This is a genomic window from Salinisphaera sp. LB1 (assembly GCF_003177035.1).
Classification (GTDB): domain Bacteria; phylum Pseudomonadota; class Gammaproteobacteria; order Nevskiales; family Salinisphaeraceae; genus Salinisphaera.
Genome location: NZ_CP029488.1, coordinates 1,194,665 through 1,215,313, shown reverse-complemented (window position 1 = coordinate 1,215,313; position 20,649 = coordinate 1,194,665). Strand labels below are relative to the sequence as shown.

Annotated in this window: 20 protein-coding genes; 6 read left to right on the top strand and 14 right to left on the bottom strand. The window is 64.7% G+C overall.

Going from position 1 to position 20,649, the window contains the following annotated elements; genetic code table 11:
• Nucleotides 1–61: 61 nt before the first annotated feature.
• From SALB1_RS05510 to SALB1_RS05495, 4 genes are all read right to left on the bottom strand, one after another.
• On the bottom strand, nucleotides 62–1,069 hold the full coding sequence (locus SALB1_RS05510; RefSeq protein WP_109992950.1) for an autoinducer 2 ABC transporter substrate-binding protein: 1,008 nt from the start codon (nucleotides 1,067–1,069) through the stop codon (nucleotides 62–64).
• A gap of 290 nt (nucleotides 1,070–1,359) precedes the next feature.
• Complete coding sequence (locus SALB1_RS05505) at nucleotides 1,360–2,115, bottom strand: SDR family oxidoreductase (protein WP_109995288.1); 756 nt, start codon at nucleotides 2,113–2,115, stop codon at nucleotides 1,360–1,362.
• 239 nt (nucleotides 2,116–2,354) lie between these two features.
• A complete protein-coding gene (locus SALB1_RS05500; RefSeq protein WP_109992949.1) occupies nucleotides 2,355–3,563 on the bottom strand; it encodes an HlyD family secretion protein in 1,209 nt (402 codons plus the stop codon).
• 27 nt (nucleotides 3,564–3,590) lie between these two features.
• The gene (locus SALB1_RS05495) at nucleotides 3,591–5,159 is read right to left on the bottom strand and encodes a DHA2 family efflux MFS transporter permease subunit (protein WP_109992948.1); all 1,569 of its coding nucleotides are present in this window, start codon (nucleotides 5,157–5,159) and stop codon (nucleotides 3,591–3,593) included.
• Between the two features lie 12 nt (nucleotides 5,160–5,171).
• Here SALB1_RS05495 and SALB1_RS05490 point away from each other — a divergent pair, with 12 nt between their 5' ends.
• Nucleotides 5,172–5,873 (top strand): hypothetical protein, encoded by a 702-nt coding sequence (locus SALB1_RS05490; protein ID WP_145961238.1) that lies wholly within the window; start codon nucleotides 5,172–5,174, stop codon nucleotides 5,871–5,873.
• Nucleotides 5,874–5,932: 59 nt separating this feature from the next.
• Here the strand turns inward: SALB1_RS05490 and SALB1_RS05485 are convergent, their stop codons facing one another.
• The gene (locus SALB1_RS05485) at nucleotides 5,933–6,088 is read right to left on the bottom strand and encodes an entericidin A/B family lipoprotein (protein ID WP_109992946.1); all 156 of its coding nucleotides are present in this window, start codon (nucleotides 6,086–6,088) and stop codon (nucleotides 5,933–5,935) included.
• 111 nt (nucleotides 6,089–6,199) lie between these two features.
• Complete coding sequence (locus SALB1_RS05480; RefSeq protein ID WP_109992945.1) at nucleotides 6,200–6,694, bottom strand: Lrp/AsnC family transcriptional regulator; 495 nt, start codon at nucleotides 6,692–6,694, stop codon at nucleotides 6,200–6,202.
• A 160-nt stretch (nucleotides 6,695–6,854) separates the two neighbouring features.
• Here SALB1_RS05480 and SALB1_RS05475 point away from each other — a divergent pair, with 160 nt between their 5' ends.
• Complete coding sequence (locus SALB1_RS05475) at nucleotides 6,855–8,549, top strand: 2-isopropylmalate synthase (RefSeq protein ID WP_109992944.1); 1,695 nt, start codon at nucleotides 6,855–6,857, stop codon at nucleotides 8,547–8,549.
• 601 nt (nucleotides 8,550–9,150) lie between these two features.
• Here the strand turns inward: SALB1_RS05475 and SALB1_RS05470 are convergent.
• Together SALB1_RS05470 and SALB1_RS05465 are read right to left on the bottom strand one after the other, a co-directional pair.
• Nucleotides 9,151–10,134 carry a D-glycerate dehydrogenase gene (locus tag SALB1_RS05470; RefSeq protein ID WP_109992943.1) on the bottom strand — a complete coding sequence of 328 codons (984 nt, stop codon included), beginning with the start codon at nucleotides 10,132–10,134 and terminating at the stop codon, nucleotides 9,151–9,153.
• A 194-nt stretch (nucleotides 10,135–10,328) separates the two neighbouring features.
• The gene (locus tag SALB1_RS05465) at nucleotides 10,329–12,203 is read right to left on the bottom strand and encodes a chloride channel protein (protein WP_109992942.1); all 1,875 of its coding nucleotides are present in this window, start codon (nucleotides 12,201–12,203) and stop codon (nucleotides 10,329–10,331) included.
• A gap of 302 nt (nucleotides 12,204–12,505) precedes the next feature.
• On the opposite strand from SALB1_RS05465, the gene SALB1_RS05460 reads away from it, so the two are divergent.
• The 3 genes from SALB1_RS05460 to SALB1_RS05450 all read left to right on the top strand — a co-directional run bounded on the left by SALB1_RS05460 (nucleotide 12,506) and on the right by SALB1_RS05450 (nucleotide 14,789).
• Entirely contained in the window at nucleotides 12,506–13,351 is an 846-nt protein-coding gene (locus tag SALB1_RS05460) for a YiiX/YebB-like N1pC/P60 family cysteine hydrolase (protein ID WP_109992941.1), read from the top strand.
• Between the two features lie 65 nt (nucleotides 13,352–13,416).
• Nucleotides 13,417–13,851 carry a hypothetical protein gene (locus SALB1_RS05455; RefSeq protein ID WP_109992940.1) on the top strand — a complete coding sequence of 145 codons (435 nt, stop codon included), beginning with the start codon at nucleotides 13,417–13,419 and terminating at the stop codon, nucleotides 13,849–13,851.
• Entirely contained in the window at nucleotides 13,848–14,789 is a 942-nt protein-coding gene (locus SALB1_RS05450; RefSeq protein WP_109992939.1) for an alpha/beta hydrolase, read from the top strand. Before SALB1_RS05455 ends, SALB1_RS05450 begins: the two co-directional genes overlap by 4 nt.
• Nucleotides 14,790–15,116: 327 nt before the next feature.
• On the opposite strand, the gene SALB1_RS05445 is transcribed toward SALB1_RS05450, so the two are convergent.
• The 3 genes from SALB1_RS05445 to SALB1_RS05435 all read right to left on the bottom strand — a co-directional run bounded on the left by SALB1_RS05445 (nucleotide 15,117) and on the right by SALB1_RS05435 (nucleotide 17,473).
• Nucleotides 15,117–15,998: an NAD(P)-dependent oxidoreductase gene (locus tag SALB1_RS05445; protein ID WP_109992938.1), complete on the bottom strand. Its 882-nt coding sequence runs from the start codon at nucleotides 15,996–15,998 to the stop codon at nucleotides 15,117–15,119.
• A 69-nt stretch (nucleotides 15,999–16,067) separates the two neighbouring features.
• On the bottom strand, nucleotides 16,068–16,931 hold the full coding sequence (locus SALB1_RS05440; protein WP_109992937.1) for an MBL fold metallo-hydrolase: 864 nt from the start codon (nucleotides 16,929–16,931) through the stop codon (nucleotides 16,068–16,070).
• 125 nt (nucleotides 16,932–17,056) lie between these two features.
• Nucleotides 17,057–17,473: a cupin domain-containing protein gene (locus tag SALB1_RS05435; RefSeq protein ID WP_109992936.1), complete on the bottom strand. Its 417-nt coding sequence runs from the start codon at nucleotides 17,471–17,473 to the stop codon at nucleotides 17,057–17,059.
• A 172-nt stretch (nucleotides 17,474–17,645) separates the two neighbouring features.
• Between SALB1_RS05435 and SALB1_RS05430 the strand changes: the two genes are divergently transcribed.
• Entirely contained in the window at nucleotides 17,646–18,410 is a 765-nt protein-coding gene (locus tag SALB1_RS05430; RefSeq protein ID WP_109992935.1) for an SDR family NAD(P)-dependent oxidoreductase, read from the top strand.
• Nucleotides 18,411–18,423: 13 nt separating this feature from the next.
• On the opposite strand, the gene SALB1_RS05425 is transcribed toward SALB1_RS05430, so the two are convergent.
• The 3 genes from SALB1_RS05425 to SALB1_RS05415 all read right to left on the bottom strand — a co-directional run bounded on the left by SALB1_RS05425 (nucleotide 18,424) and on the right by SALB1_RS05415 (nucleotide 20,633).
• Entirely contained in the window at nucleotides 18,424–18,780 is a 357-nt protein-coding gene (locus SALB1_RS05425; protein ID WP_109992934.1) for a hypothetical protein, read from the bottom strand.
• A 214-nt stretch (nucleotides 18,781–18,994) separates the two neighbouring features.
• Nucleotides 18,995–20,005, bottom strand: coding sequence for a dienelactone hydrolase family protein (locus tag SALB1_RS05420; protein WP_255414505.1), 1,011 nt, complete (start codon nucleotides 20,003–20,005; stop codon nucleotides 18,995–18,997).
• 163 nt (nucleotides 20,006–20,168) lie between these two features.
• A complete protein-coding gene (locus SALB1_RS05415) occupies nucleotides 20,169–20,633 on the bottom strand; it encodes a DoxX family protein (protein WP_109992932.1) in 465 nt (154 codons plus the stop codon).
• Nucleotides 20,634–20,649: the final 16 nt, after the last annotated feature.

Here is a 20,649-nt window from a genome sequence, read left to right as displayed (position 1 = left end):
GGCCCTCGTGGCTGACCAGCCGGCCGGCGCCAAACTGGCCGGCCGGGGGGGGTTCAGCGGATCAGAAATCCAGCTGGATGTTGGACTTGTCGATCACCATCGGCGGGCCGAGCAGCAGCGTCTTGGTCTGCGGGTTGTACTTGATCTTGTGGTCGAGGCCCGGCACGTCGTTGACCGGCTTGAACGACTTGCCGGCGAGGAGCTGCTTGACGCCCCAGCCGGTCAGGTAACCGAGATCGACCGGGTTCCACAGCACCACTTTCTTGACCGTGCCATTCATCACGTACGGCCGGATCGTGTTCGGATCGGAGATGCCGGTGACCACGATCTGACCTTTCTTGCCGGAGGTCAGCACCGCCTGGGCCGCGCCCGGCACGGCCGTGGTGTTGATGCCGACGATGCCGTCGAGATCCGGGTAGGCCGAAATCAGCTGGTTGGTGATGTTGGTGGCCTTGGTCACGTCCTCGCCGCCGTACTGCACGTCCACCAGCTTGATGTTCGGGTACTTGTCCTTCAGCCGCTCCTTCATGAACTTGATCCAGGTGTTCAGGTTGGTCGCGGTTGAGCCGCCCGAGACGAACGCGATCTTGCCCTTGGCCTGGCCGTTCTGCGCCTTGAGTTGCTCGGCCAGAACGTCGATCACCTTGTAACCGAGCGCCTTGTCGTTGACCTGGGATACGCGCAGCTGATTGCCCTGGGCGGCGACCTGCGAGTCGGTCGAATAGAACACGATGTGCTTCTTGCGGGCCTTTTTGACCATCGGGCCGAAGGCGGTGGGGCTGTTGGCGGCGACGCCGATTGCATCCACGCCCTGATTGATCAGGCTGGACACGATATTGACCTGCTGGGCCACGTCCGCCGAGCTCGGGCCCTGGTAGACGATCTTCATGTCGAACCGTTTGCCCGCCTTGTCCATGCCCTTCTTCATGGCCGCGAAGTAGGGGATGCCGACCAGCTTGGGTACGAAGGCGACGGTGTATTGCTTGGCCCAGACCGGGGCACTAAGCGTCAATGCGAGGGCCGTGCCGCCCAGCACGGCCCAACGCTTGCAGGATGTGAGACGCGACATACGGGATTCTCCTCCGATACTGACCGTGACGGCCGAATCTTTTTTTGTGTGGGATTTTCGATGCGATGGCCTTATCGACCTTTCGGTCTTGCCGGCTCGCTCTGCCCAGGACACGGCGCCAGGGCGCTGTGTCTACGGGCCCGAGAATCCTTCAATCGCCGCCTGGTGGAAATAAGGCGATAGTATGAGGGCCGTTTGTCGATAGCAAAAAAGTATCGGTTGCAACCTGTTTTTTATTGCGAAATCGGATCGAGTATTTTTGCTTTGGTCGCTATGGATGCCCTGTGGCTTCACGGTGCGATGGGTTGGCCGGCCCAGTCGAATAGCAGGCCGGTATCGTCGGGCGTGAGCCCGGCGATGACGCCGAGCAGGTGCTTCGCGGCCTGGTCGGGGCGTTGCAGTTGCCCCTCGGGTAGGCGTTTCTGAAATGGCTTGGACAGGCCGGTGTCCACAGTGCCCGGATGCAAACCGACGCAGATCAGGTTTTTCGAACGGCGTGCCAGTTCGATCGCGGCAGTGCGGGTGAACTGGTTCTGCGCGGCCTTGGACGCGCGATAGCCGTACCAGCCGCCGGTGCCGTTATCGGAGATCGAGCCGATGCGGGCCGAGATGCTGGCGATGACCGCGCGGTCGCCGTGCGTCATGAGGTCGTGGAAATGCTTGATCATCAACGCCGGGCCGATGGCATTGACCGTAAAGCTCGTGGCGAGATGGTTCGGGTCCAGCTCCGATAATTTCTTTTCCGGCCGGATACCGCGGGCTTCGTCGTGCAGCAGCCCGGCGCAGGTGATCATCAGATCGAGGCGCGGGTGGCGCTGGGCCGCCGCGACACGGGCAGCTTCGATGCTCGATTCATCGGTGATGTCGAGCGGCTGCAGCGCGAGCCGATCGCCGTAGCTGTCTCGTAAAGCCACCAGGTCGGCGCTGGATTCGGGATCGCGGGCCGTGGCGGTGACCACGGTCGTGTGATCGGTGAGCACGCGTCCAACCAGGGCCAGGCCAAGACCGCGCCCGCCGCCCTGGATGAGAATATGTTTTTCGGTCATCAATGCAGCGTCGAAACGGACCATGATTTGAGCTTACGATAGACGCCGCCCGGCCGATGCCGGCGCGGGCTATTGGATCAGCCAGTTCACGATGACGACGCGCGGTATTCCGGCGATGGCCGCCGCGACGATCTGGCCCCGGAACAGCGAGCGCAGGCCGGAGATCAACAGGGGCCTGGGCGGCCGAAGTTGATGCGCGCCTTCTACACGGCCCCTTGGTGCGGGCCGCGCGTCGGCAATCAGTGGCTCGGTTGCTGTGCGTTGGCCTTGTCCGACGGAATTTGTTCGGCGCGGGTCGGGATCGGCTTCTGCTGGGCACGCTGGTTCGTGGTGCCGTTGCCGGTAATGTCGATGTCCACTTCCACCATCATGCCGGGCGCCAGCTTCGGTTTCGGCCCCTGGTCGATTGCAATGCGCACGGGGATGCGCTGGGTGATCTTGGTGAAGTTGCCGGATGGATTGGGGTTGGGCAGCAGGGCGAACTGGTTGGTTGCGGCGCCGCCGATGACCTGCACGTGGCCCTTGTAGGTGGTGTTCGGCCGGGCATCGACCGAGATGTCGACCGGCTGGCCGACCGCCAGGTCGCTGATCTCGGTTTCCTTGATGTTGGCCTCAATCCAGACATCGCCGGGATCGTGCATCATCAAAATCGGCTGGCCGGCCGAGACGTATTCGTTCTGCTCGATGAAAGTCTTGTCGACGATGCCGTGAATCGGGCTCGTCACGGTCAGGTCGTCGATCTTGTTCTGCTCGTGCGCGCGCTTGGCCTTGGCCTGTTTGAGCTGGGTCTGCAGCACGTTGGGGTTGGTGATCCGGCCGCCGGCGAGCAGGCCGGTGCGGGCGTTGGCTACCGCCACCTGATCCTGCTGCACCTGGCTCTGGGCTTTCTTGTAGTCGGCCTGGGCGGAATGATAGTCGTAACGATAGATATCACGCTGTTTCTGCGTGCCGCCGTGGGCCTTGTACAGATTCTCGGCGCGCACGTAGTTGTCGTGGGCCTTCTCCATGCGCGACTTCGCGGCATGCATGGCCGCCGTGTCCGCGGCCAGCATGGCCTTGGCCGATTTCACGCCGCCGGCGATCTGCTGGTTGGCCAGCCGCAGTTGCGCCTGGATATTGGCGATCTGGGCATTGATCTGGTCGAGTTCCAGTTTATCCGGCGTGCTGTAGAGTTGCGCGATCTTGTCGCCCTGGGCCAGTTTGTCGCCCTCGATCAGGTCGAAGCCGGTCACCCGGCCGGCCAGCCGCGAGGAGGCCGTAATCTCGTGCGAGGCCACGTGCGCATCGTTTTCGCTGACGTGTGTGACGCGGTGGTACAGCCAGAAGCCCAGCCAGACCACGATCACCACCGCGGCGATGATGATGGCGACGAGCTTGAGCTGGCGCTTGCGCAGTGCCCCGAATCTGGGGTTCTCGCGAACGGACTGATTGTCTTTGGAGTCGGCCATAACGTGGTGGTGTCGTGTCGGAAACGGTTATTCGGCCCGGGCGGCGGCCCGCTGCTGCCCCCAACGGGATAGCAGATAGGACGGTACGATCACCGCGGCCAGCGCGGCGGCGACCATTAGAAAACAATCCTGATAGGCATAGATGGTCGCCCAGGTGGCATCCACCCGGGAGAGCATGTCGCTGGCGGCGGCCTGGCGATAGACGTCCGATGTGCCGGTGCGATGGGCGATTTCGCCGTACTGGCGCATGGCTTCCATGGCCATCGGGTTGCCCGGTGTGAGGCCCTGATGGGTCAGCTGGGCGCTGTGCAAGGCGGTGCGGCGGTCGATCATCGCCACCAGGGCGACGGTGCCGAAAGCGCCGCCGAGTTGCAGCGCGAAATTGATGGCACCGGAGCCGTAGCCGATCAGCCGCGGCGGTAGCGAGCCGATCGAGCGCGACAGCGTCGGCGGCGGCACGGTGGCCATGCCGGTGGCGACCAGCGCCATCGATAGGCTCAGATAGAAATACGAGGTGTCCCAGTCGGACTGGGCGAAGCGCCAGGTGGCGAAGGCGGTGATAGTGAGCGCGGGCACGGTGATCCAGTGTGTCGGGATCCGGTCGCTGAACCGCCCCACCAGCGGCACCAGCACGGCCAGCACGAAAGTCGAGGGCACGAACAGCTCGCCCGAGGTGATCGGGCTGTAGCTCAGAATCGCGTCCATGAATTGTGGCAGCAGATACATCACGCCATAGAAGGCGCCGCCGAACAGGAACAGTACGATCGAACCGGCCAGAAATTCGCGTGTCTTGAAGATATCCAGATCGAGAATCGGGCGTTCCTGGCGCGGCTCCCACCACACGAAGAACCCCGTGCCGACGATCGCGATCGCCTCCAGCCAATGGATGGCGGCGTCGCCCCAGCCCCAGCGCTGGCCGTTGGCGATGGCGGCCAGCGCGGTGAAGATGGCGATGAACAGCACCGTGGCGCCGATCCAGTCCAGCTTGGGTTTGCGTCCACTCTCTTCGCGATCGGGCAGGAAGATCAGGCCCATGAGGATCGCGGCCCCGCACACTGGCAACACGACGAAGAACACATAGCGCCAGTTGAAATGATCGACCAGATAGCCGCCCACCACGCTGGCCAGTGTCAGCGGCAGGCCCAGGCTCATGCCGTAGATGGCCGTGGCCAGCCCGCGTTTTTCCGGCGGGTAGACCGCGAACAGGGCCTCCAGCGCCACCGGCCGGATCACACCGGTCATCGCGCCCTGAATCACGCGCGCGGCGATGATCATGCTCATGCCGGTGGCCCAGCCGCCCATGAACGAGGCGGCAATGAATACCAGCAGCAGGCCAACATAGGTCTTGCGCTGGCCGAAGGCGGCCATCAGCCAAGGCGAGATCAGCAGTGTGACCGTGGTCGCCGCCAGAAATCCGGTCGACAACCACTGCACCTGCGACGCGCTCATGCCGAACGCGCCCTTGATATAGGGCGTGGCGACATTGACGATCGTGATCGACATGCCGAGCGCAACCAGGCCGAGCAGCACCGTGACGGTGACGTACAAGCGGTATTTGGGCCCGTAGCGCTCGAACATGGCCTCGACCTGGGTCATGAGACTCCGAGCGTGAAAGAGTGGCGGGAAACATTGTGTAGTATACAGAAAGACTGGAACGCATGCTTACCCGTGTCGGCCGGATTGGAACAGGAGCGAGCCGTGAACAAACTGCGGAGGGCAATAGGCGGCCTGCTGGCCGGCGTCGTGCTGACGGGGTTGGCTGGATGTGCGCATGCGCCGGCGAAGCCCGGCCCGGGCGCGGCACGCTTCGACAGCGCCCGTTATGATGTGGCGATGGTTTATCCGGCCACGCTCAAGGTCCGCCACGGATTCGCCAGCGGCTATTTTCTTCAGCAGCGCTGGAATCCGGATGCCGCCCACGGCGTGCCCGGCCAGGGCTTGCTCACGCTGACGCTGCCGCAATCGAACAAGCTCACGTCGGGCGAGCTGCGACTCGGCGCCAGCGACGCGAGCCAGGCGTTCCACCATTGCGCGCTGCCCGACGACGGCAACGCGGGCGCGGTTTCACGAGTCGTGATTGACGGCGTGACGTTCAAGCGCCGCGACACCGGCGATGCGGGCATGAACCACTACCTGATGCGGCACGCCTATCGCGGCGTCGCGCATGGCCATTGCTACGCCATCGATCTGATCGTCGATGGCACGAATCCTGGCGTCTATCCCGGCAATCCCACCCCGCCGATGACGAAAAAGACAGCCTTCAAGCGTCTGACGTCGTTACTTGATGGCCTGACCTTCTCCCGCTCCTGAACGCAAAAGACCGCCGGCAGGGCGGCGGTCGGTCCTATCCGGCGGGGATGTCGTGCGGCTTATTGATCGCCGCTGGGCTTGTGCTTCTCGGCGCTATGTTGAATGCTTTGGCCCGCATCCTTCATGTCGTGGCCGAAGCCCGCCATCGTGTTGCAGCCGGCCAGGCCGAAGGTGGCGGCGACGATGAGCAGCAAGCCGAATGTGATCTGTTTCATGGCGTACCCTTTCTTGAGTCATCTGGCCCTCGGCCCGGATGGTAACGCGCGAGGCATGATTTCCGAATTAGGCATGGCAATGCATGAACCGCGGCTGACGACTCCCCGGCCTCAGGTGGCCGAGCGTGGCGGCAATGCACGATCCTGCAATACCCGGCGCAGCACGAAGCTCGAATGGACGCCGGAAACGCCCGGTATGCGTGTGATGTGCTGCAGCAGCAGGCGCTGATAATCGTCCATATCGACCGCTGCGATACGCAGCAGATACTCGGCTTCCTGGCCGGTAATCAACAGGCATTCCTGGACCTCGGGCAGCTCGGCGATGCGGGTCTCGAATTCCTCGAATCGCTCCGGCGTGTGTTGGTCCATGCGGATCATCAACACCACGTTGAGGCCGTAGCCGAGCTTGCGATCGTCGACCGTGGCGCGATAGCCCGTGATCAGCCCGGCCGCTTCCAGTGCGCGCACCCGCCGCAGGCAGGGCGACGGTGACAGATTCACGCGTTCCGCCAGGGCCTGATTGCTGATCCGGCCCTCGGTCTGAAGAATTTCCAGGATGCGGCGGTCGAAGCGGTCGGGGAATTCGCTGTTTCGGTTATCGGCCATGGCGGCGCAATTTTATTCTATATGAGTTTGTGATCTGGGAATAATCTACCTTTAACCCGTGTCGGCGCGCCATAGTTGGCAATCATCTGCCGCGGCTGGGCGCGTATCATGAACTCATCGTCGGCGGCTGCCGGCGTTCGTATTCGTCAGGAGTTTCGTCATGTCCCGATTCGACCATCGCAAATACAAGCCGGCGCCGCGCGTGACCGGTTTCGATCGTACCTGGCCCGAGCGCGAGATCACCCGCGCGCCGATCTGGGTGAGTGAGGATCTCCGCGACGGCAATCAGGCGCTGCTCGAGCCGATGACGGTCGAGCAGAAACAGAAGCTGTGGCAGCTGCTGGTGGATATCGGCGTCAAGGAAATCATGGTCGGCTTTCCCTCGGCCAGCCAGCCGGACTACGACTTCGTGCGCTGGCTGATCGATGAAGACCAGATTCCCGAGGATGTCACCATCGCCGCGCTTACCCAGTGTCGCGACCATTTGATCGACAAGACCTTCGAATCGCTGGAAGGTGTGTCCAAGGCGATCATCCATCTGTACAACTCCACCTCGACCATTCAGCGCGAGCGCGTGTTCGAGATGGATCAGGACGGCATCATCGATATCGCCGTGGCGGGTGCCAAGCGCGTCAAGGCCAACGCGGAGGCGCGCCCCGGCGTGCACTGGCGGCTGGAATACTCGCCAGAGAGCTTCTCGCAGACCGAGGTCGATTTCTCGGTGCGCATCTGCGAGGCGGTGATGGATGTCTGGCAGCCCACGCCCGAGGACCGGATCATCTTCAATCTGCCGAACACGGTAGAGCAGGTCGGGCCGCATCATCATGCCGACCAGATCGAGTATTTCTGCCAGCACATCAGGAACCGCGATTCGGTGATCGTATCCGTGCACACGCACAACGATCGCGGCGGCGCGCTGGCCGCGGCCGAGCTGGCGATGCTGGCGGGCGCGGAGCGCGTCGAGGGTTGCCTGCTGGGCAACGGCGAGCGGACCGGCAACATGGATATCGTGGTGCTGGCGATGAATCTCTACGGCATGGGTGTGGACCCGGAGCTGGATCTGTCCAATCCGGACGAGATCATCAAGGTGGTGCATGAATGCACCGGCATCCCCCTGCATCCGCGCCATCCCTGGGTGGGCGAGTTGGTCTATACCGCCTTCTCCGGCAGCCACCAGGATGCGATCCGCAAGTCGCTGCGCAAACAGGGCGACGACGAGCCCTGGCAGGTGGCTTATCTGCCGATCGACCCGCGCGACATCGGTCGCGACTACCAGGCCGTGATCCGTGTGAACAGCCAGTCGGGCAAGGGCGGCATGGCCTTCCTGCTCGAGCGCGACTACGGCATCAACCTGCCGCGCTGGATGATGCTGGCGCTGGCGCCGCACGTACAGCGCGAGAGCGAGAAGGTCACCGGCGAGCTGGGCTCGGCCGCGATTCGTCACCTGCTGTTCGAACATTTCGATCGCCAGCATCCGGTGTCACTGGTGGACTACAGCGTGCGCCGTGTCGGTGAAGGCCAGAAGGTCTCAGTCACCCTGGCGCAGGATGGCCATCAGTTCACGCTCGAAGGCACGGGCAACGGGCCGTTGTCGGCCTTCGTGCATGCCTGGAACGACTACACGGGCGACGATATTGCCATCGCCGACTACGCCGAGCATGCGCTGACCTCGGGTTCGGACGCGAACGCGATCGCCTTCGTCCAGCTCAAGGCCGGCACCATCCGCATCCCGGCCGTGGCCGAGGATGCGGATACGCTGTCCGCTTCGATGAAAGCCATCATCAGCGCCATCAACCTCTCGCGCGAGAGCGACGAAACCGGTCAGCGCGGCGGCCTGGCGGCGCTGGCGAGCTGACGTTTCGCGGTCGACCCGGTGAGCCTCGGAGGTTTCTCCGGGGCTCTTTTTTTATCCACAGATCAACGCAGATTCACGCAGATAAAAGAGAACTTCATTATGTACGACACCCGGCTGGTTGAATAAGCGAGGGCGTTTGGTCCACAAATGCACGCGAATGAACGCAAATAAGAAAGAAGGTCAAGGCACTGACTGCTGCTTCAGGTGGGCGAGCAATCCCTTCGCCAAGCCTTTGACTGAACTTCGACATAATCAGGAACGAGCATACTGCTCGTGCGCGAACAGCCGGCGCCGTCATCCTCCGTCTTCATCTGCGTGAATCTGCGTCGATCTGCGGACCCATGCCTTCCGGAAAGAAGCGCTCGCGGAGGCAGTTGCTTCGCGGCGGCATGGTGCGTTTCGGAGGTTAATCCGGGGCTCTTTTTGTCCGCAGATCGACGCGGATCGACACAGATCGGAAGGCAGCGCTGATCGTGCGCGGCACTCCCAGCGCCGTCATCCCTTGTCTTCAGTCTGTGTGAATCGGTGTCAATCCGTGGATCAAAGCCTTCGGGAACGAAGCGCTAAGGCCGCAACGATTGGCGGACCGCGTGGTAGCCGATCAGCGCCCGAGATCGGCCGCGTTGTAGCAGGCCGGCATGGTTTCGCCGACCAGCCCGGCGATGAGGTTGTCCACCGCCAGCCGCGCCATGGCGTGTCGCGTTTCGGCGGTTGCGGAGCCGATATGGGGCAGCGCGACCACATCGTTGCGGCCGATCAGCGGATGCCCGGGACCGACCGGTTCGTCCTGAAACACATCCAGACCGGCCGCGCGGATGCCGCCGGCGTCGAGTGCCGCGACCAGCGCGTTTTCATCCACCACCGAGCCACGGGCGATGTTGATGAAGATCGCGTGCGGCGCCATCCGTTCGAATGCTTTTTCGTCGAACATATGATGGGTTTCGTCGGTGCCCGGCACGACGGCGCAGACGAAGTCCGAGTCCGCCAGGAGGTCATCGAATTCGACGTAGCGCAGGCCGATTTCAGCCTCGGCCCGGGGTTTGCGCGAGCGGTTGCTGTAGACGACTTCCATATTGAACCCGAAGGCGGCGCGCCGGGCGATGGCCTGGCCGATGCGGCCCATGCCGATGATGCCGAGGCGTTTGTGGTGCACATTGACACCGAACTGATCGCGCCCGATCGGCGCCGTCCATTGCCCGGCGCGGACCCATTCGGCCAGCTCGACCACGCGGCGCGCGGTGGCCAGGATGAGCGTCATCGCCGTGTCGGCGGTGGTGTCGGTGAGTACGTCCGGCGTATGCCCCAGCGCGATACCCTGGTTCGACAGCGCGTCGACGTCGTATTTGTCGACCCCGACAGACACGCTGGATAGCACCTTGAGGCGGCGCGCCTGATGAATGGTCGCGGCGGGCCAGTGCATGTTCACGCCGATGGCGCCGTCGGCGGTGGCCAGCGCATCGTCGAATCCGGGCGCGGCTGTCGGGTCCTCGTAGCCGGAAAAGTCGGCCAGCTGGTAGCGTTCGGCCAGCCGGCGCTTCTGGTCTTCGGGCAGGCTGTCGGAGAAGATCAGAACGGTCTGGGTCATGACGAGCAAGCGATTAATCCAGCCTGCAATCTAGCCCCTGGCGCGGTCGCGTCACAACACCGGGCCGCCCTGGGCCTACGCATCAATCCGGCATTGTGGCCGGCTTGCACGGCCGTCGACGCGTGTATCGCCGACAGGCGGCTGTTCGCGCGTCAGCGCCGGCCCAATGCATGCCGGGGCAGACCGGCCGTCCGCTAAGCGTCGTCTTCGGCTACCGGTTCGGCCCGGGGCGCAGACTGTGTCTTGTCGCCGCGGTTGGGCTTGAGTGTGGGGCGGGGCTTGCGCCGGCGCTCCATCTGGCGGGCCAGACGCGAGGAGCGCGCCACGTCGGACAGCGTCAGCACGCCCTGAACCTCGCGCGGGTGGGTCATGTTGCCGTCCGCAGTGACCAGCGCCACTTCGCAGTTGGCCGCACGCAGGCGACCGACGATGTCGAAGATCATGTCCTCGGCACCGACCACGATGTAGTCGGTTTCCATGTGCTCGTCGACCCAGCTGCGGATGCCGATGCCGCCGCGGCCCTTGAGCCGATAGTGGCGCCGCGAGGAGAAGATCGCCTGAATGTTCTGCTCGGCGTCGAGCACCAGAACATTGGGATGTTGTCGGCCGAAGCGCCGGAAACGCCGTCGGACCTCGGCCATGCCGCGCGTGCTGCCCACGCGAACGACCCGCGGATCGTAGAAATCCGAGGCCTTGCGCAGCATGAACAGGTTGGTTTCCAGCGAGCCGGGCACCGGGTGGTTGCGGCGCGTCAGCTTGAAGGTATAGATGGTGTCGGCCATCAGGAACTGGCGCACGCCATAGGCGATGGACACGATGATCACCATGGGGATGATCACGTGATAATCGCGCGTCATTTCGAAGATGATCACCAGCGCGGTGAGCGCGGCGCCGGTGGAGCCCGCCACCACGCCGGCCATGCCGAGCACGGCCATGGTCGCGACATCCAGGTGGAAGCCGGGCGCGACATGCTGCATGGCCACGGCAAACGCGCCGCCGAGCGTGGCGCCGAGATACAGCGCGGGCGAGAACACGCCGCCCGAGGCGCCGGAGCCGAGAGTGAGTGAGGTGGACAGCAGTTTGGCGCCGAACAACAGCAACAGCAGCCAGGGGTTGGTGAGCACGTCTTCCAGAATGTTCTGGATCGTGGCGTAGCCGACGCCTTCGACGTAGTAATGCCCGCCGTAGATCATGAATAGGTACATCATCACGCCGACGATGCCCATGCCGGCGACATGACGGACGTAGTCGTTCACCGGCAGCTTCTCGAAGCCTTCCTCGAACCAATAGATGCTGCGCGTGAACAGCCAGGCCGCCAGCCCGAGCAGCACGCCGAAGATGACATAGGTGACCAGCAGCTGGGGCGAATTGAGCACGAGCCCGTCGTTGCCGAGCGCCGGAATATTGAACGAGGGATTGGTGCCGAACAGGCTCTGGCCGACGAAAGCGGCCGAGCCCGTCGATAGCAGCACCGGGATCAGCGTGCGGCCCGAGGTCTCCGGCAGGATGATCTCGATGGCGAACAGTACACCGCCCAGCGGTGCGTTGAAGGTGGCGGTGATACCGGCAGCCGCGCCGGAGGCGATCAGCGTATTACGCTGCCATTCGCGCAGCAGCGCCAGCTGGCCGACGGTGGAGCCCAGCGCCGAGCCGATCTGGATGATCGGCCCCTCGCGGCCGACCGCGCCGCCGGTGGCGATCGAGATCGACGAGGCTACGGCCTTGGTGGCCGCCACCACCGGCCGGATGATGCCGCCCTTGTAATAGATGGCGTCGATGACTTCCGGGACGCCGTGGCCCTTCGCTTCGGGCGCGAAGGTTTTCACCAGCCAGGTCACGATCAACGCGCCGATCATCGGCACCGCGATGATCCACGGGCCCCAGGGGCTGGCCGCGGTGTGCTGGTTCGCATCGTAGGCGAAGGAGAACTGGCCGGCGAAGGCGAGATTGTGGAACAGGCCGATCAGCGCGCGAAACGCGCCGGCACCATAGCCCGCAGCAATCCCCACGCCCACGGCGAGCAGGCTGAGTATCAGGCTGGAGCGTTCGATCGTGCGTGGCCGGGCCACCGGGTCTCTCTTAATTGTCGGCGACGAAGGATCAACACCGGCCCGGCAGCGGGGGCGCGATCGACATCGTCGAGTGTGTGGATCTCGGCGGCGGCCCGGATTGGGCTACCGCGCGAAGCGCATCATACATTAATGAATGTCGGTTTTCTAAACGTCGCCGAAAATGCGAAAAATCGTGCCGTTTGTGCGGCCAAATACGTCATTATGCGGCTACCGCGCGGTCGCCTCGCGCGTTCCCGGGGCCGCGCGCCTCGTCCGATCGTCCAGTCGTGGCGCCGCCGCGTCCGTACTAAACTGACAATATGAGCGAGGCGGCGGGACAGAACAACGGTCCGGGCTGGCGCGAACGGCTGGCGCGCTGGGTGAGCCGTTGGCTGGCGACCGACGTGGAGCCCCGGCCGGCGCCGCGTACCGACTTCCAGCGTTTGAGCGAGCAACTGCGTCCGGCCGATGTGGTGCTGGTCGCGGGCCGCAGCCGTGTGGCCGGCGTGATCCAGACCGTAACGCTCAGCTCCTGGAGTCATGCGGCGCTGTACATCGGTCGCGCCGATGCGGTGGTGGATCGCGGTGTACGGCGCGCTATAGAGAATGCCGGCTGGCCCGCCGACACCCAGGTGCTGCTCGAGGCCGAGATGGGCGACGGGGTGCGCGTATCGCCGCTGGACCGTTATCGGGGCGAGCATTTGCGTATTTGTCGGCCGCGCGACATGTCCGCGGCCGATCGTGCGGCCGTGACGGCCTATGCCTGTGCGCGCTATGGCACGCCCTACGACATGCGGCAGATCTTCGACCTGCTGCGTTTCTTCCTGCCCTATGGTGTGTTGCCGCGGCATTGGCGGTCGACTCTGTTCGAGGCCGGCCACGGCGACATGATCCGCGCGATTTGTTCGACGCTGCTGGCCAACGCGTTTGCCAGCGTCCATTACCCGATCCTGCCGACCATTCATCGCGGTGAGCGCGGCGAGATGATATTCGTGCGCCGCAATGGGCGCTTGATCACGCCGCGCGATTTCGATTATTCGCCGTATTTCGACATCATCAAATACCCGTTTTTCGGCGACGACGTCGCTCGGTACCGCGATTTGACCTGGGATGACGACGCACCGCGCGCCTCGCGCCCAGTGGCCGGCCGCCGATCGATCAAATAGCGCGTCGGCGAGGCGGGTGCCGCTGATTGCGTATACTCATACGAGGGGTTTCGTGATCGAAAACCATGGTGTATCGCCGCAACGCGAATTACGTCGCATCCAGTCCGGCCGCCCGCGAGGATCGCCCGGAGCGTGGCGCGGACATGCCGGTGATGGGCTGGAACGACAGGCGCCTGCGTGTGTGCCACGCCGTTTCCGCCAACACCGTGTTCTGCATCCTGAGCTCGTGGGTGATCTCGATATGTGTACGGCTATCGAACACCTGTGCGACGACTTGCGGCTTGCTTGGCGCCGTGGTGTTGGTCGGGTTCTACCGCACCGTTGTCATCATGCGGGTCGGCGGCGAGATCAATGCCCGGCTCGCGTTCCAGGCCGCCGAGTACATTACGGTCAGCGGCAACAAGCCAATGGGTGAGCGCGGCGCGTTCGTAGCCAACAGCGTCGCCAGGCGCGCCCAGGCGATCGATTGCGACGGCCAGGACGAACGAGCTCCGCGATGACTGCAACGCGTCTCGATATTTCCAGCAGCGCCGAACCAGGCGCTACCCTGTGTCTGCGCGAGGCGACCGCGGTCGGACGGCCGGGCCACGCCGGTCGCGCCGTGCTGTTCGTCCACGGTGCGACCTACCCCGGCGTGATGTTCGATGTGCCCGGCGCCAGCTGGATGACGCGGGCCGTGGCCGATGGTTACGACGCGTACGCGCTGGATGTTCGGGGTTACGGTGGCTCGACCCGGCCGGACTGCATGGCTGAGCCGCCCGAGGCCGGTGCGCCGTTCTGCCGGGCAGAGGATGCGGCCCGCGACATCGCTGACGCGATCGCCGAAATTCAGCGTCGCGCCGGGGTGGTTTCGGTCGATGTCGTGGCCTGGTCATGGGGCACGATGACCACGGCCTGCCACATCGCGGCCGGGGATTCGGCGGTCCGCCGGCTGGTGCTGTTCGCTCCGGTCTACGGCACGAACAACCCGGATTGGGTCGATTGGCTTTCGGAGCCGGGCCAGCCCAATCGCTTGCGCCGGCTCGGCGCCTACCGGACCGAGTCGCAGGCCCAGGCCGACGCCCGCTGGGCGGCCCAGATCACCGCGGCTCGGGCCGATGCCTGGCGCGATCCGGCGGTGCTGACGGCCTGGTTCGAAGCCATGCGGGCCGATGAACCGGGCGATGTCGTGCGTGCGCCCAACGGCGTGCTGCTCGATCTGTGGTCAGCTTTCAATGGGCGGCCGCGCTACGACGCCGCCCGCATCCAGGTGCCGACCCTCGTGATTCGCGGTGGCGCCGACACCACGGCCACGCGGGCCGACGGCATGGCGCTGCTGGATGCATTGGGCACAAAGGAAAAATGCTACATCGAGATCGCCCATGCCAGCCACTTCGCACTGCTTGAGCATCGGCGGCATGTGTTATTCGACCAGGTCGCTGCGTTTCTCGACGGGTAGGCCCAGCACGCGGTCGCTGCCTGCCCGGGTCCTGCAGCATCAGTTCGCGCCCGGCATTTCGAGTGGTTGCCCGTACCGGGTAAGGCGTGGCAACGAGACTTATCGGCGACTGCTGGAATCATGAGGCAAGCGAGGGCGCGCTTCGGCCCAGCAATTCCCCATCCTCGCTGCCAAAAGCCGCGGGAATAGTGTCCGGCAGGTTGCCGGTGCGGCCGGTCATGAAGCCCGCGACCGGGCTGCCTGGACAGGCAGGCGTCGGTCCACGCCGACGCCTGCACTGTGCGCCCACGCCCCGGCGGTGATGACAGGCCGGGGCGTGGCTCGGGGTCAGTCGTCCAGATGCGCGCCGCGGCGTGAGACTTCGGCCAGCGCCGACAGGTCCTTGTCGCCGTCGCCCGCTGCCATTGCCTCGGCCAGGCGCTCGCGCGCGGTGGCGCCCATGGGCATGGGCACTTGTTCGGCGTGGGCTGCGGCCAGGGCGAGATCCACATCCTTGGCGCCGAGTGCCAGCTTGAAGCCTTCCGGGTTGTCGTACTCGCGCTTGCTCATCGCCGGGGCATAAGCCTGGTAGGCCGGGGCGGCGAATACCGAGCTGGTCACGATCTCCAGGAAATCACCGGGTTCGATGCCGTATTTGGCGGTGAGTGCGGCAGCCTCGCCCATGGTTTCCACTGCCGACATGAGCATGTAGTTGGTCGCCAGCTTCATGACGTTGGCCCGGTAGGGCTCATCGCCGGCCGGCCAGACCTTCGCCCCCATCGTCTCCAGCGCCGGACGCGCGGTCTCGATGGCTGCGTCCGGCCCGGCGGCCAGGATCTGCAGCTTGGCCGCCTTGGCCATGTCCGGCCGGCCGAGCACCGGTGCGGCGACATAGGCCCGGCCAGCGGATTGATGACGGGCCGCCATGTCGCGGCCAGTCGCGACCGAGACGGTGGCCATGTTCACATGCACGGTGTTCTCGCCCATGGCCTCGATCAGCCCGTGCTCTTCGACCACGGCCGCCAGCGCGGCATCGTCGGCCAGCATGGTGATCAACACGTCCGCCGTGGCGCAGTCGGCCGGCGAATCGGCCTGCGTCGCGCCCGCTTCGACCAGCGGCTGGCACTTGTCGGTGCTGCGGTTCCAGACCGTGACGTCGAAATCCGCGTTGATGAGATTGGTGGCCATGGCGCGCCCCATGGCGCCGAGTCCGATGAATCCGATTTTCATGATTTGATCCTGTGTTATATAGCGCCGCGCGCTGCGCGCCGCCGGAATGAATGAGTGACGTCCGAGTGCTCAGATCGTGGGTTGCCACACATGCGGCAGAAAGCGATAGCCCTCGCCGTCGGTCACGACATAGCCGATGCCGGGAAAATCCAGATGATGGCCGCCGACGAGTTCCTGCGACTCGGCCAGCTCGGCCATGATGGCGTGGCGCGTCGCGCGCGCCTGTGCGACATCGGTATCGAAGGCCACGCCCGCATCCGGGCAGGGGAACTGAATCTGCGGCATATGCACGATGTCGGTCCACAGCAGGATACGATCGTGGCCGGATTCGATGCGATAGCCGGAATGATCGGGCGTATGCCCTGGCAACGGCACGCGCGTGATGCCGGGCAGCACCGCGGTACCTTCCAGATGCTGCATTTGCGCGCCGACTGCGGCAATCACGCGGTGGGCGGCCTGGAACTGGCCGTGCTGGGCGTCGGAGACGTCCTCGGGAATCTCGCCGCCCCAGTAATCCAGCTCGCCGGTCGGTACCAGCACGGTGGCCTGCGGAAACACCGCGTTGTCGTCGGCATCGATCAGGCCGCCGACGTGATCCGGGTGCATGTGCGTGATCAGCACCGTGTCGATTGCCGACGGCGTCACCCCGATTGTTTGCAGATTTTCGAGCAGATAGGGACCGGCATCGCCGGCCAGGCCGCCGAGGCCGGTGTCGATCAGGATCTTCTGCGTACCGGTGTCCAGCAGATAAGCATTGAGGGTGATGCGCGGCGGCGTCGGGCGCCGGCTTTCGGCGTGCAGTCGGCGCACCTCGTTTTCGTCGATGTTCCGCGGCAGCGCGAAGCTGGCCTCCATCTGGGCATCGAGCAGGGTGGTGAGAACAAAATCGCCGATGCGCAGTTGGTGCACGTTGGCGGGTTGGGTTGTGCTCATGAAGCGGGATCGGCCGTTTGATTGCGGGCCGATCAGTTGTGGATGATGGGTTCCACGCTACAACACCCGGCCAGACCATGCATTTTACGGCGCCGGTGATCGGCTCACGCCGTCATCGTCCCGCACTACTTGACGGCGTCGGTCTCCAGCTCCGGCATCAGCACCACGCTTTCCTGCTCGTTTGGATCGGTGCGCGCAATCACCGCGCGGGCGGTTTCGCTGTCGCTGGGGTTGTAGGGCAGGTGCGGCACGTTCGCCGGGATATAGAAGAAATCGCCCGGCTCGACGACGGCGTGCTGATCGAGATGATCGCCGTACCAGCAGTGCGACACGCCTTCGAGCGCGTAGATTGCCGTTTCGTGGTGTTCGTGCTTGTGCGCCCTGGCGCGGGCGCCGGGCGGAATGGTCACGATCTGCATATGAATGCCGGTCGCGCCCACCGATTCGGCGGACACGCCCACGTTGTAGTCCAGTGCCTGCTTGCCGGTGATGGTGTCGCCGGCGCGTACGACGCGACAGGTGGGTTGATCGATTGCGCTCATATCGGCCCTTGCTCGACTGTCCGGGATGCCGATTCTAGAGGATATCAACCAGCCTGGCGTTGCGAACGATCAAGTCGGATGCTACCGATATCGGGAAGAGGGCCGGCATATCGGCCACGAACGCGGGTCGTGCGAATCTGCCGGCCATGGTTTGTATCGCAGGAGAAATCCGATGAGTGATTCGGTATCGAAATCTGGCAAGGCGGCCGGGATGGCCTTTGTTACGGGCGGCTCGCGCGGCATCGGGGCCGCCATCTGCCGGCAACTGGCCGCCGACGGCTATGCCGTGGCCGTGGGCTACGGGCACAACGAAGCCGCTGCGCAGTCGGTGGTGGCCGCGATTCGTGACGCCGGCGGCACGGCCGAGGCGGTTCATGTCGATGTCAGTGAACTCGACAGCATCGACGACCGGATCGGCGAGGCCGAAGCGGCGCTCGGCCGCTTGTCCGTCCTGGTTGCCAATGCGGGCGTCACGGGCGAGGCCCGGCGCGTGGATGAACAAAGCCTGGGCAATATCGAGGACGTGTTCCGGGTCAACGCCGTGGCGCCGATCGCCTGCGCGCAGGCCGCGGTACGCCGTCTTTCGACCCGTCACGGCGGCCAGGGCGGGGCGATCGTGATCATGTCGTCGGTGGCGGCCCATTCCGGGGGCGCCGGCGGTCTGGCCACCTATGGCGCCAGCAAGGGCGCAATGGAGACTTTCATCCTCGGTCTGGGCAAGGAGGTGGCGGACGAGGGCATCCGCGTTACCGGCGTGGCCCCCGGCATCATCGATACCGACATGCCGCCGGACGAGCTACGCGAGGCGGCCGAGACCGTGGTGCCGATGGGCCGGCTCGGCAAGCCGGCAGAAATTGCCGACGCCGTGTCCTGGCTGGTCTCGGACCGCGCTTCGTTCGTGACCGGCGAATCAGTGACCGTGTCCGGCGGTCGCTAGCCGCGGCAGGTGCTCAGGGCTGGGGCAGCCGCCGGGCCGCTCCAGCCTTGTACAGGCCCAGCAGTGTGGGCCGAATCGAAAGACGCACGGCGGGCCCGGCATGGCCGGTCTCCAGTTCGATCATGCGCTCGTAATAGAACTCGGCCTGCTCGATGTCGGCCTCGGCATCCCGAAGCCGCCGGCGGTGGAGCGGGTCGGACGGACGCGAGCCCAGATTGTGGCAATACGCGTGATAGCGCTGGCGTGCTTCGTCATAGGTCAGGCGCGCCGCGTTTTCACGCAAATACTTCATCCGGGTCGCGCGGTTACGCCGAACCATGAGGAATCGCAGCGCGATCAGAACGCCGACCACCACCAATACGCTTGTCATCTCTGCCTCAGAGAACCCACACAAAGCCGTCGATCGTGCGTAATAACGGCCCCGGGGCGGCATAGTTAATACTGTTTCCCGGTAAAAGACACGTTTTATTTTCGCCGCCGACTTGGCGGCCGGTCGGCGCTGTGCGCGACCGGCCGGATTCGAGTCTTTATCGGTCGTGAAACCCGGATGGCAGGCTGGGGGCCCGACGCGGCGCCGGGGTCGTTCAGCCGCCCAGCGTTTCCTCGAATAACGTCGACAAGCGCTTGTAATGACGGGCGTCGGCGGCTTCGTTGTAGACCGGCGCGTCGAACGCGGTGTAGCCGTGGCCGGCGCCCTTGTACAGTTCGGTGGTGAAGTCCACGCCGGCCGCCGCCATGGCGGCATCGAGCCGGCCGATCTGTTCCGGCGGCATCAGTTCATCGCCGTCGGCGTGGCCCAGATAGACACGGCCCCTGATCCGGTCGACCACGCCGAGCGGGCTGTTTTCGTCGCCCTCAACGGCAAGCCGGGCCGAATGGAAGCCGGCGGCCGCGGCTACGCGTTCAGGATGGGCTGCCGCCATGCGCAGGGCGAAGCCGCCGGTCATGCAATAGCCGACGACGCCGATACGGCTGCCGTCGAATTCGGGTTCGGCGTCGATCGCGGCGACCAGCGCCGCGAAGTCACGGGTCTGAGCTTCCGGCGTCAGGCGGCCGGCATATTCGAACAGCGTCGGCCGGACGTCTTCGTCGCGAAACGATTTGCCTTCGGGCACCACCGAGCCCACGGCGTCGCGGTAGTAGATGTTGGGCATGAGCACCGCATAGCCATCGTCGGCGATGGTCTGGGCCTTGTCGTGATAGCAGGGCCGCAAGCCGCCGATGTCGGTGAACAGCACGACAGCGGGCAGGGCGCCGTTCGCATCGTCGGGCGTGAAGATGTGGGCGTCGATCGAGCCGTCGGTGGCGTTGATATCGATTGCGCGGCTCATGGGTAAACTCCGAATGAAATGAGTGGCATCACGTGGGTTATAGGGCCTGTTGCCGTTTCGTGCGAGCGCCGTTTTGGAGACCGCAAATCGTGTCCGGCAAGGCGCGAGTCGCCGATCGTGGCGTGCCACGATCAAGACTTGCAACGCCGCCGGGCGCCCATAGTCAATTTTTTGGGCGGCCCAACCCTTCGGGACAAGCGCCCAACATATCAACAATACGACGGCAATCCAGCGTTGTAGCCCGCTTGTGCAGAGTGACTGCACGGCGCGCACTACGCCTCGTCTTGCCGCCCCCCAAGTAATTTTTCAGGAAGCGCTTGGCGCGGACTCGCACGAAACGGCAACAGGCCCTGGCCCATGCACCGGCATTCTGCAACGACCGCGCGGGCCTGTGGGGCCCGCGGTGGTCTCGACGGGGCAGTGTGGCTCAGGCCGGGGGCGTGGTCCGGTGCGATGCCGCGCTCCGTCGGCTGAGCCAGGCATCGACCGCGAAGCGCCCCGGGCCGGCGACGTACAGCGCCAGCAGGCCGCCGATGATTGCGATGTTCTTGTAGAAGTTGATTTCGTTGGCGTAGTGGTCGGCGCCGGTCATGGTCCAGTAGGGATGGCCGATGAGCGCAGTGCCCAATGTATAAAGCGCCATCAGCAGCGCCAGCGGGCGGGTCGCCGCGCCGAATGCAATGGCAAGCGCCACCGGTACTTCCATTATGACGGCAATCACTGCGGCGAGCGCCGGCAAGGGGGCGCCCGTGTGTTGCATGTAGGCCACGGTGCCGGCGAAGCCGACCAGCTTGCCCCAGCCGAAGAGCACGAACAGCCAGGCGATGAGTACGCGCGCGGCGAGCAGCAGCGGATCCTGGAAATGGGGTTTATGCAGTAGCCAGTTGTTCATGGCAGGCCTCGTTGCG

What these genes read in the sequence shown, in the direction of transcription:
- SALB1_RS05510 (WP_109992950.1), bottom strand. Translation starts at nt 1,069, where the DNA reads ATGTCGCGTCTCACATCCTGCAAGCGTTGGGCCGTGCTGGGCGGCACG.
- SALB1_RS05505 (WP_109995288.1), bottom strand. Translation starts at nt 2,115, where the DNA reads ATGACCGAAAAACATATTCTCATCCAGGGCGGCGGGCGCGGTCTTGGC.
- SALB1_RS05500 (WP_109992949.1), bottom strand. Translation starts at nt 3,563, where the DNA reads ATGGCCGACTCCAAAGACAATCAGTCCGTTCGCGAGAACCCCAGATTC.
- SALB1_RS05495 (WP_109992948.1), bottom strand. Translation starts at nt 5,159, where the DNA reads ATGACCCAGGTCGAGGCCATGTTCGAGCGCTACGGGCCCAAATACCGC.
- SALB1_RS05485 (WP_109992946.1), bottom strand. Translation starts at nt 6,088, where the DNA reads ATGAAACAGATCACATTCGGCTTGCTGCTCATCGTCGCCGCCACCTTC.
- SALB1_RS05480 (WP_109992945.1), bottom strand. Translation starts at nt 6,694, where the DNA reads ATGGCCGATAACCGAAACAGCGAATTCCCCGACCGCTTCGACCGCCGC.
- SALB1_RS05475 (WP_109992944.1), top strand. Translation starts at nt 6,855, where the DNA reads ATGTCCCGATTCGACCATCGCAAATACAAGCCGGCGCCGCGCGTGACC.
- SALB1_RS05470 (WP_109992943.1), bottom strand. Translation starts at nt 10,134, where the DNA reads ATGACCCAGACCGTTCTGATCTTCTCCGACAGCCTGCCCGAAGACCAG.
- SALB1_RS05460 (WP_109992941.1), top strand. Translation starts at nt 12,506, where the DNA reads ATGAGCGAGGCGGCGGGACAGAACAACGGTCCGGGCTGGCGCGAACGG.
- SALB1_RS05455 (WP_109992940.1), top strand. Translation starts at nt 13,417, where the DNA reads ATGGTGTATCGCCGCAACGCGAATTACGTCGCATCCAGTCCGGCCGCC.
- SALB1_RS05450 (WP_109992939.1), top strand. Translation starts at nt 13,848, where the DNA reads ATGACTGCAACGCGTCTCGATATTTCCAGCAGCGCCGAACCAGGCGCT.
- SALB1_RS05445 (WP_109992938.1), bottom strand. Translation starts at nt 15,998, where the DNA reads ATGAAAATCGGATTCATCGGACTCGGCGCCATGGGGCGCGCCATGGCC.
- SALB1_RS05440 (WP_109992937.1), bottom strand. Translation starts at nt 16,931, where the DNA reads ATGAGCACAACCCAACCCGCCAACGTGCACCAACTGCGCATCGGCGAT.
- SALB1_RS05435 (WP_109992936.1), bottom strand. Translation starts at nt 17,473, where the DNA reads ATGAGCGCAATCGATCAACCCACCTGTCGCGTCGTACGCGCCGGCGAC.
- SALB1_RS05430 (WP_109992935.1), top strand. Translation starts at nt 17,646, where the DNA reads ATGAGTGATTCGGTATCGAAATCTGGCAAGGCGGCCGGGATGGCCTTT.
- SALB1_RS05425 (WP_109992934.1), bottom strand. Translation starts at nt 18,780, where the DNA reads ATGACAAGCGTATTGGTGGTGGTCGGCGTTCTGATCGCGCTGCGATTC.
- SALB1_RS05415 (WP_109992932.1), bottom strand. Translation starts at nt 20,633, where the DNA reads ATGAACAACTGGCTACTGCATAAACCCCATTTCCAGGATCCGCTGCTG.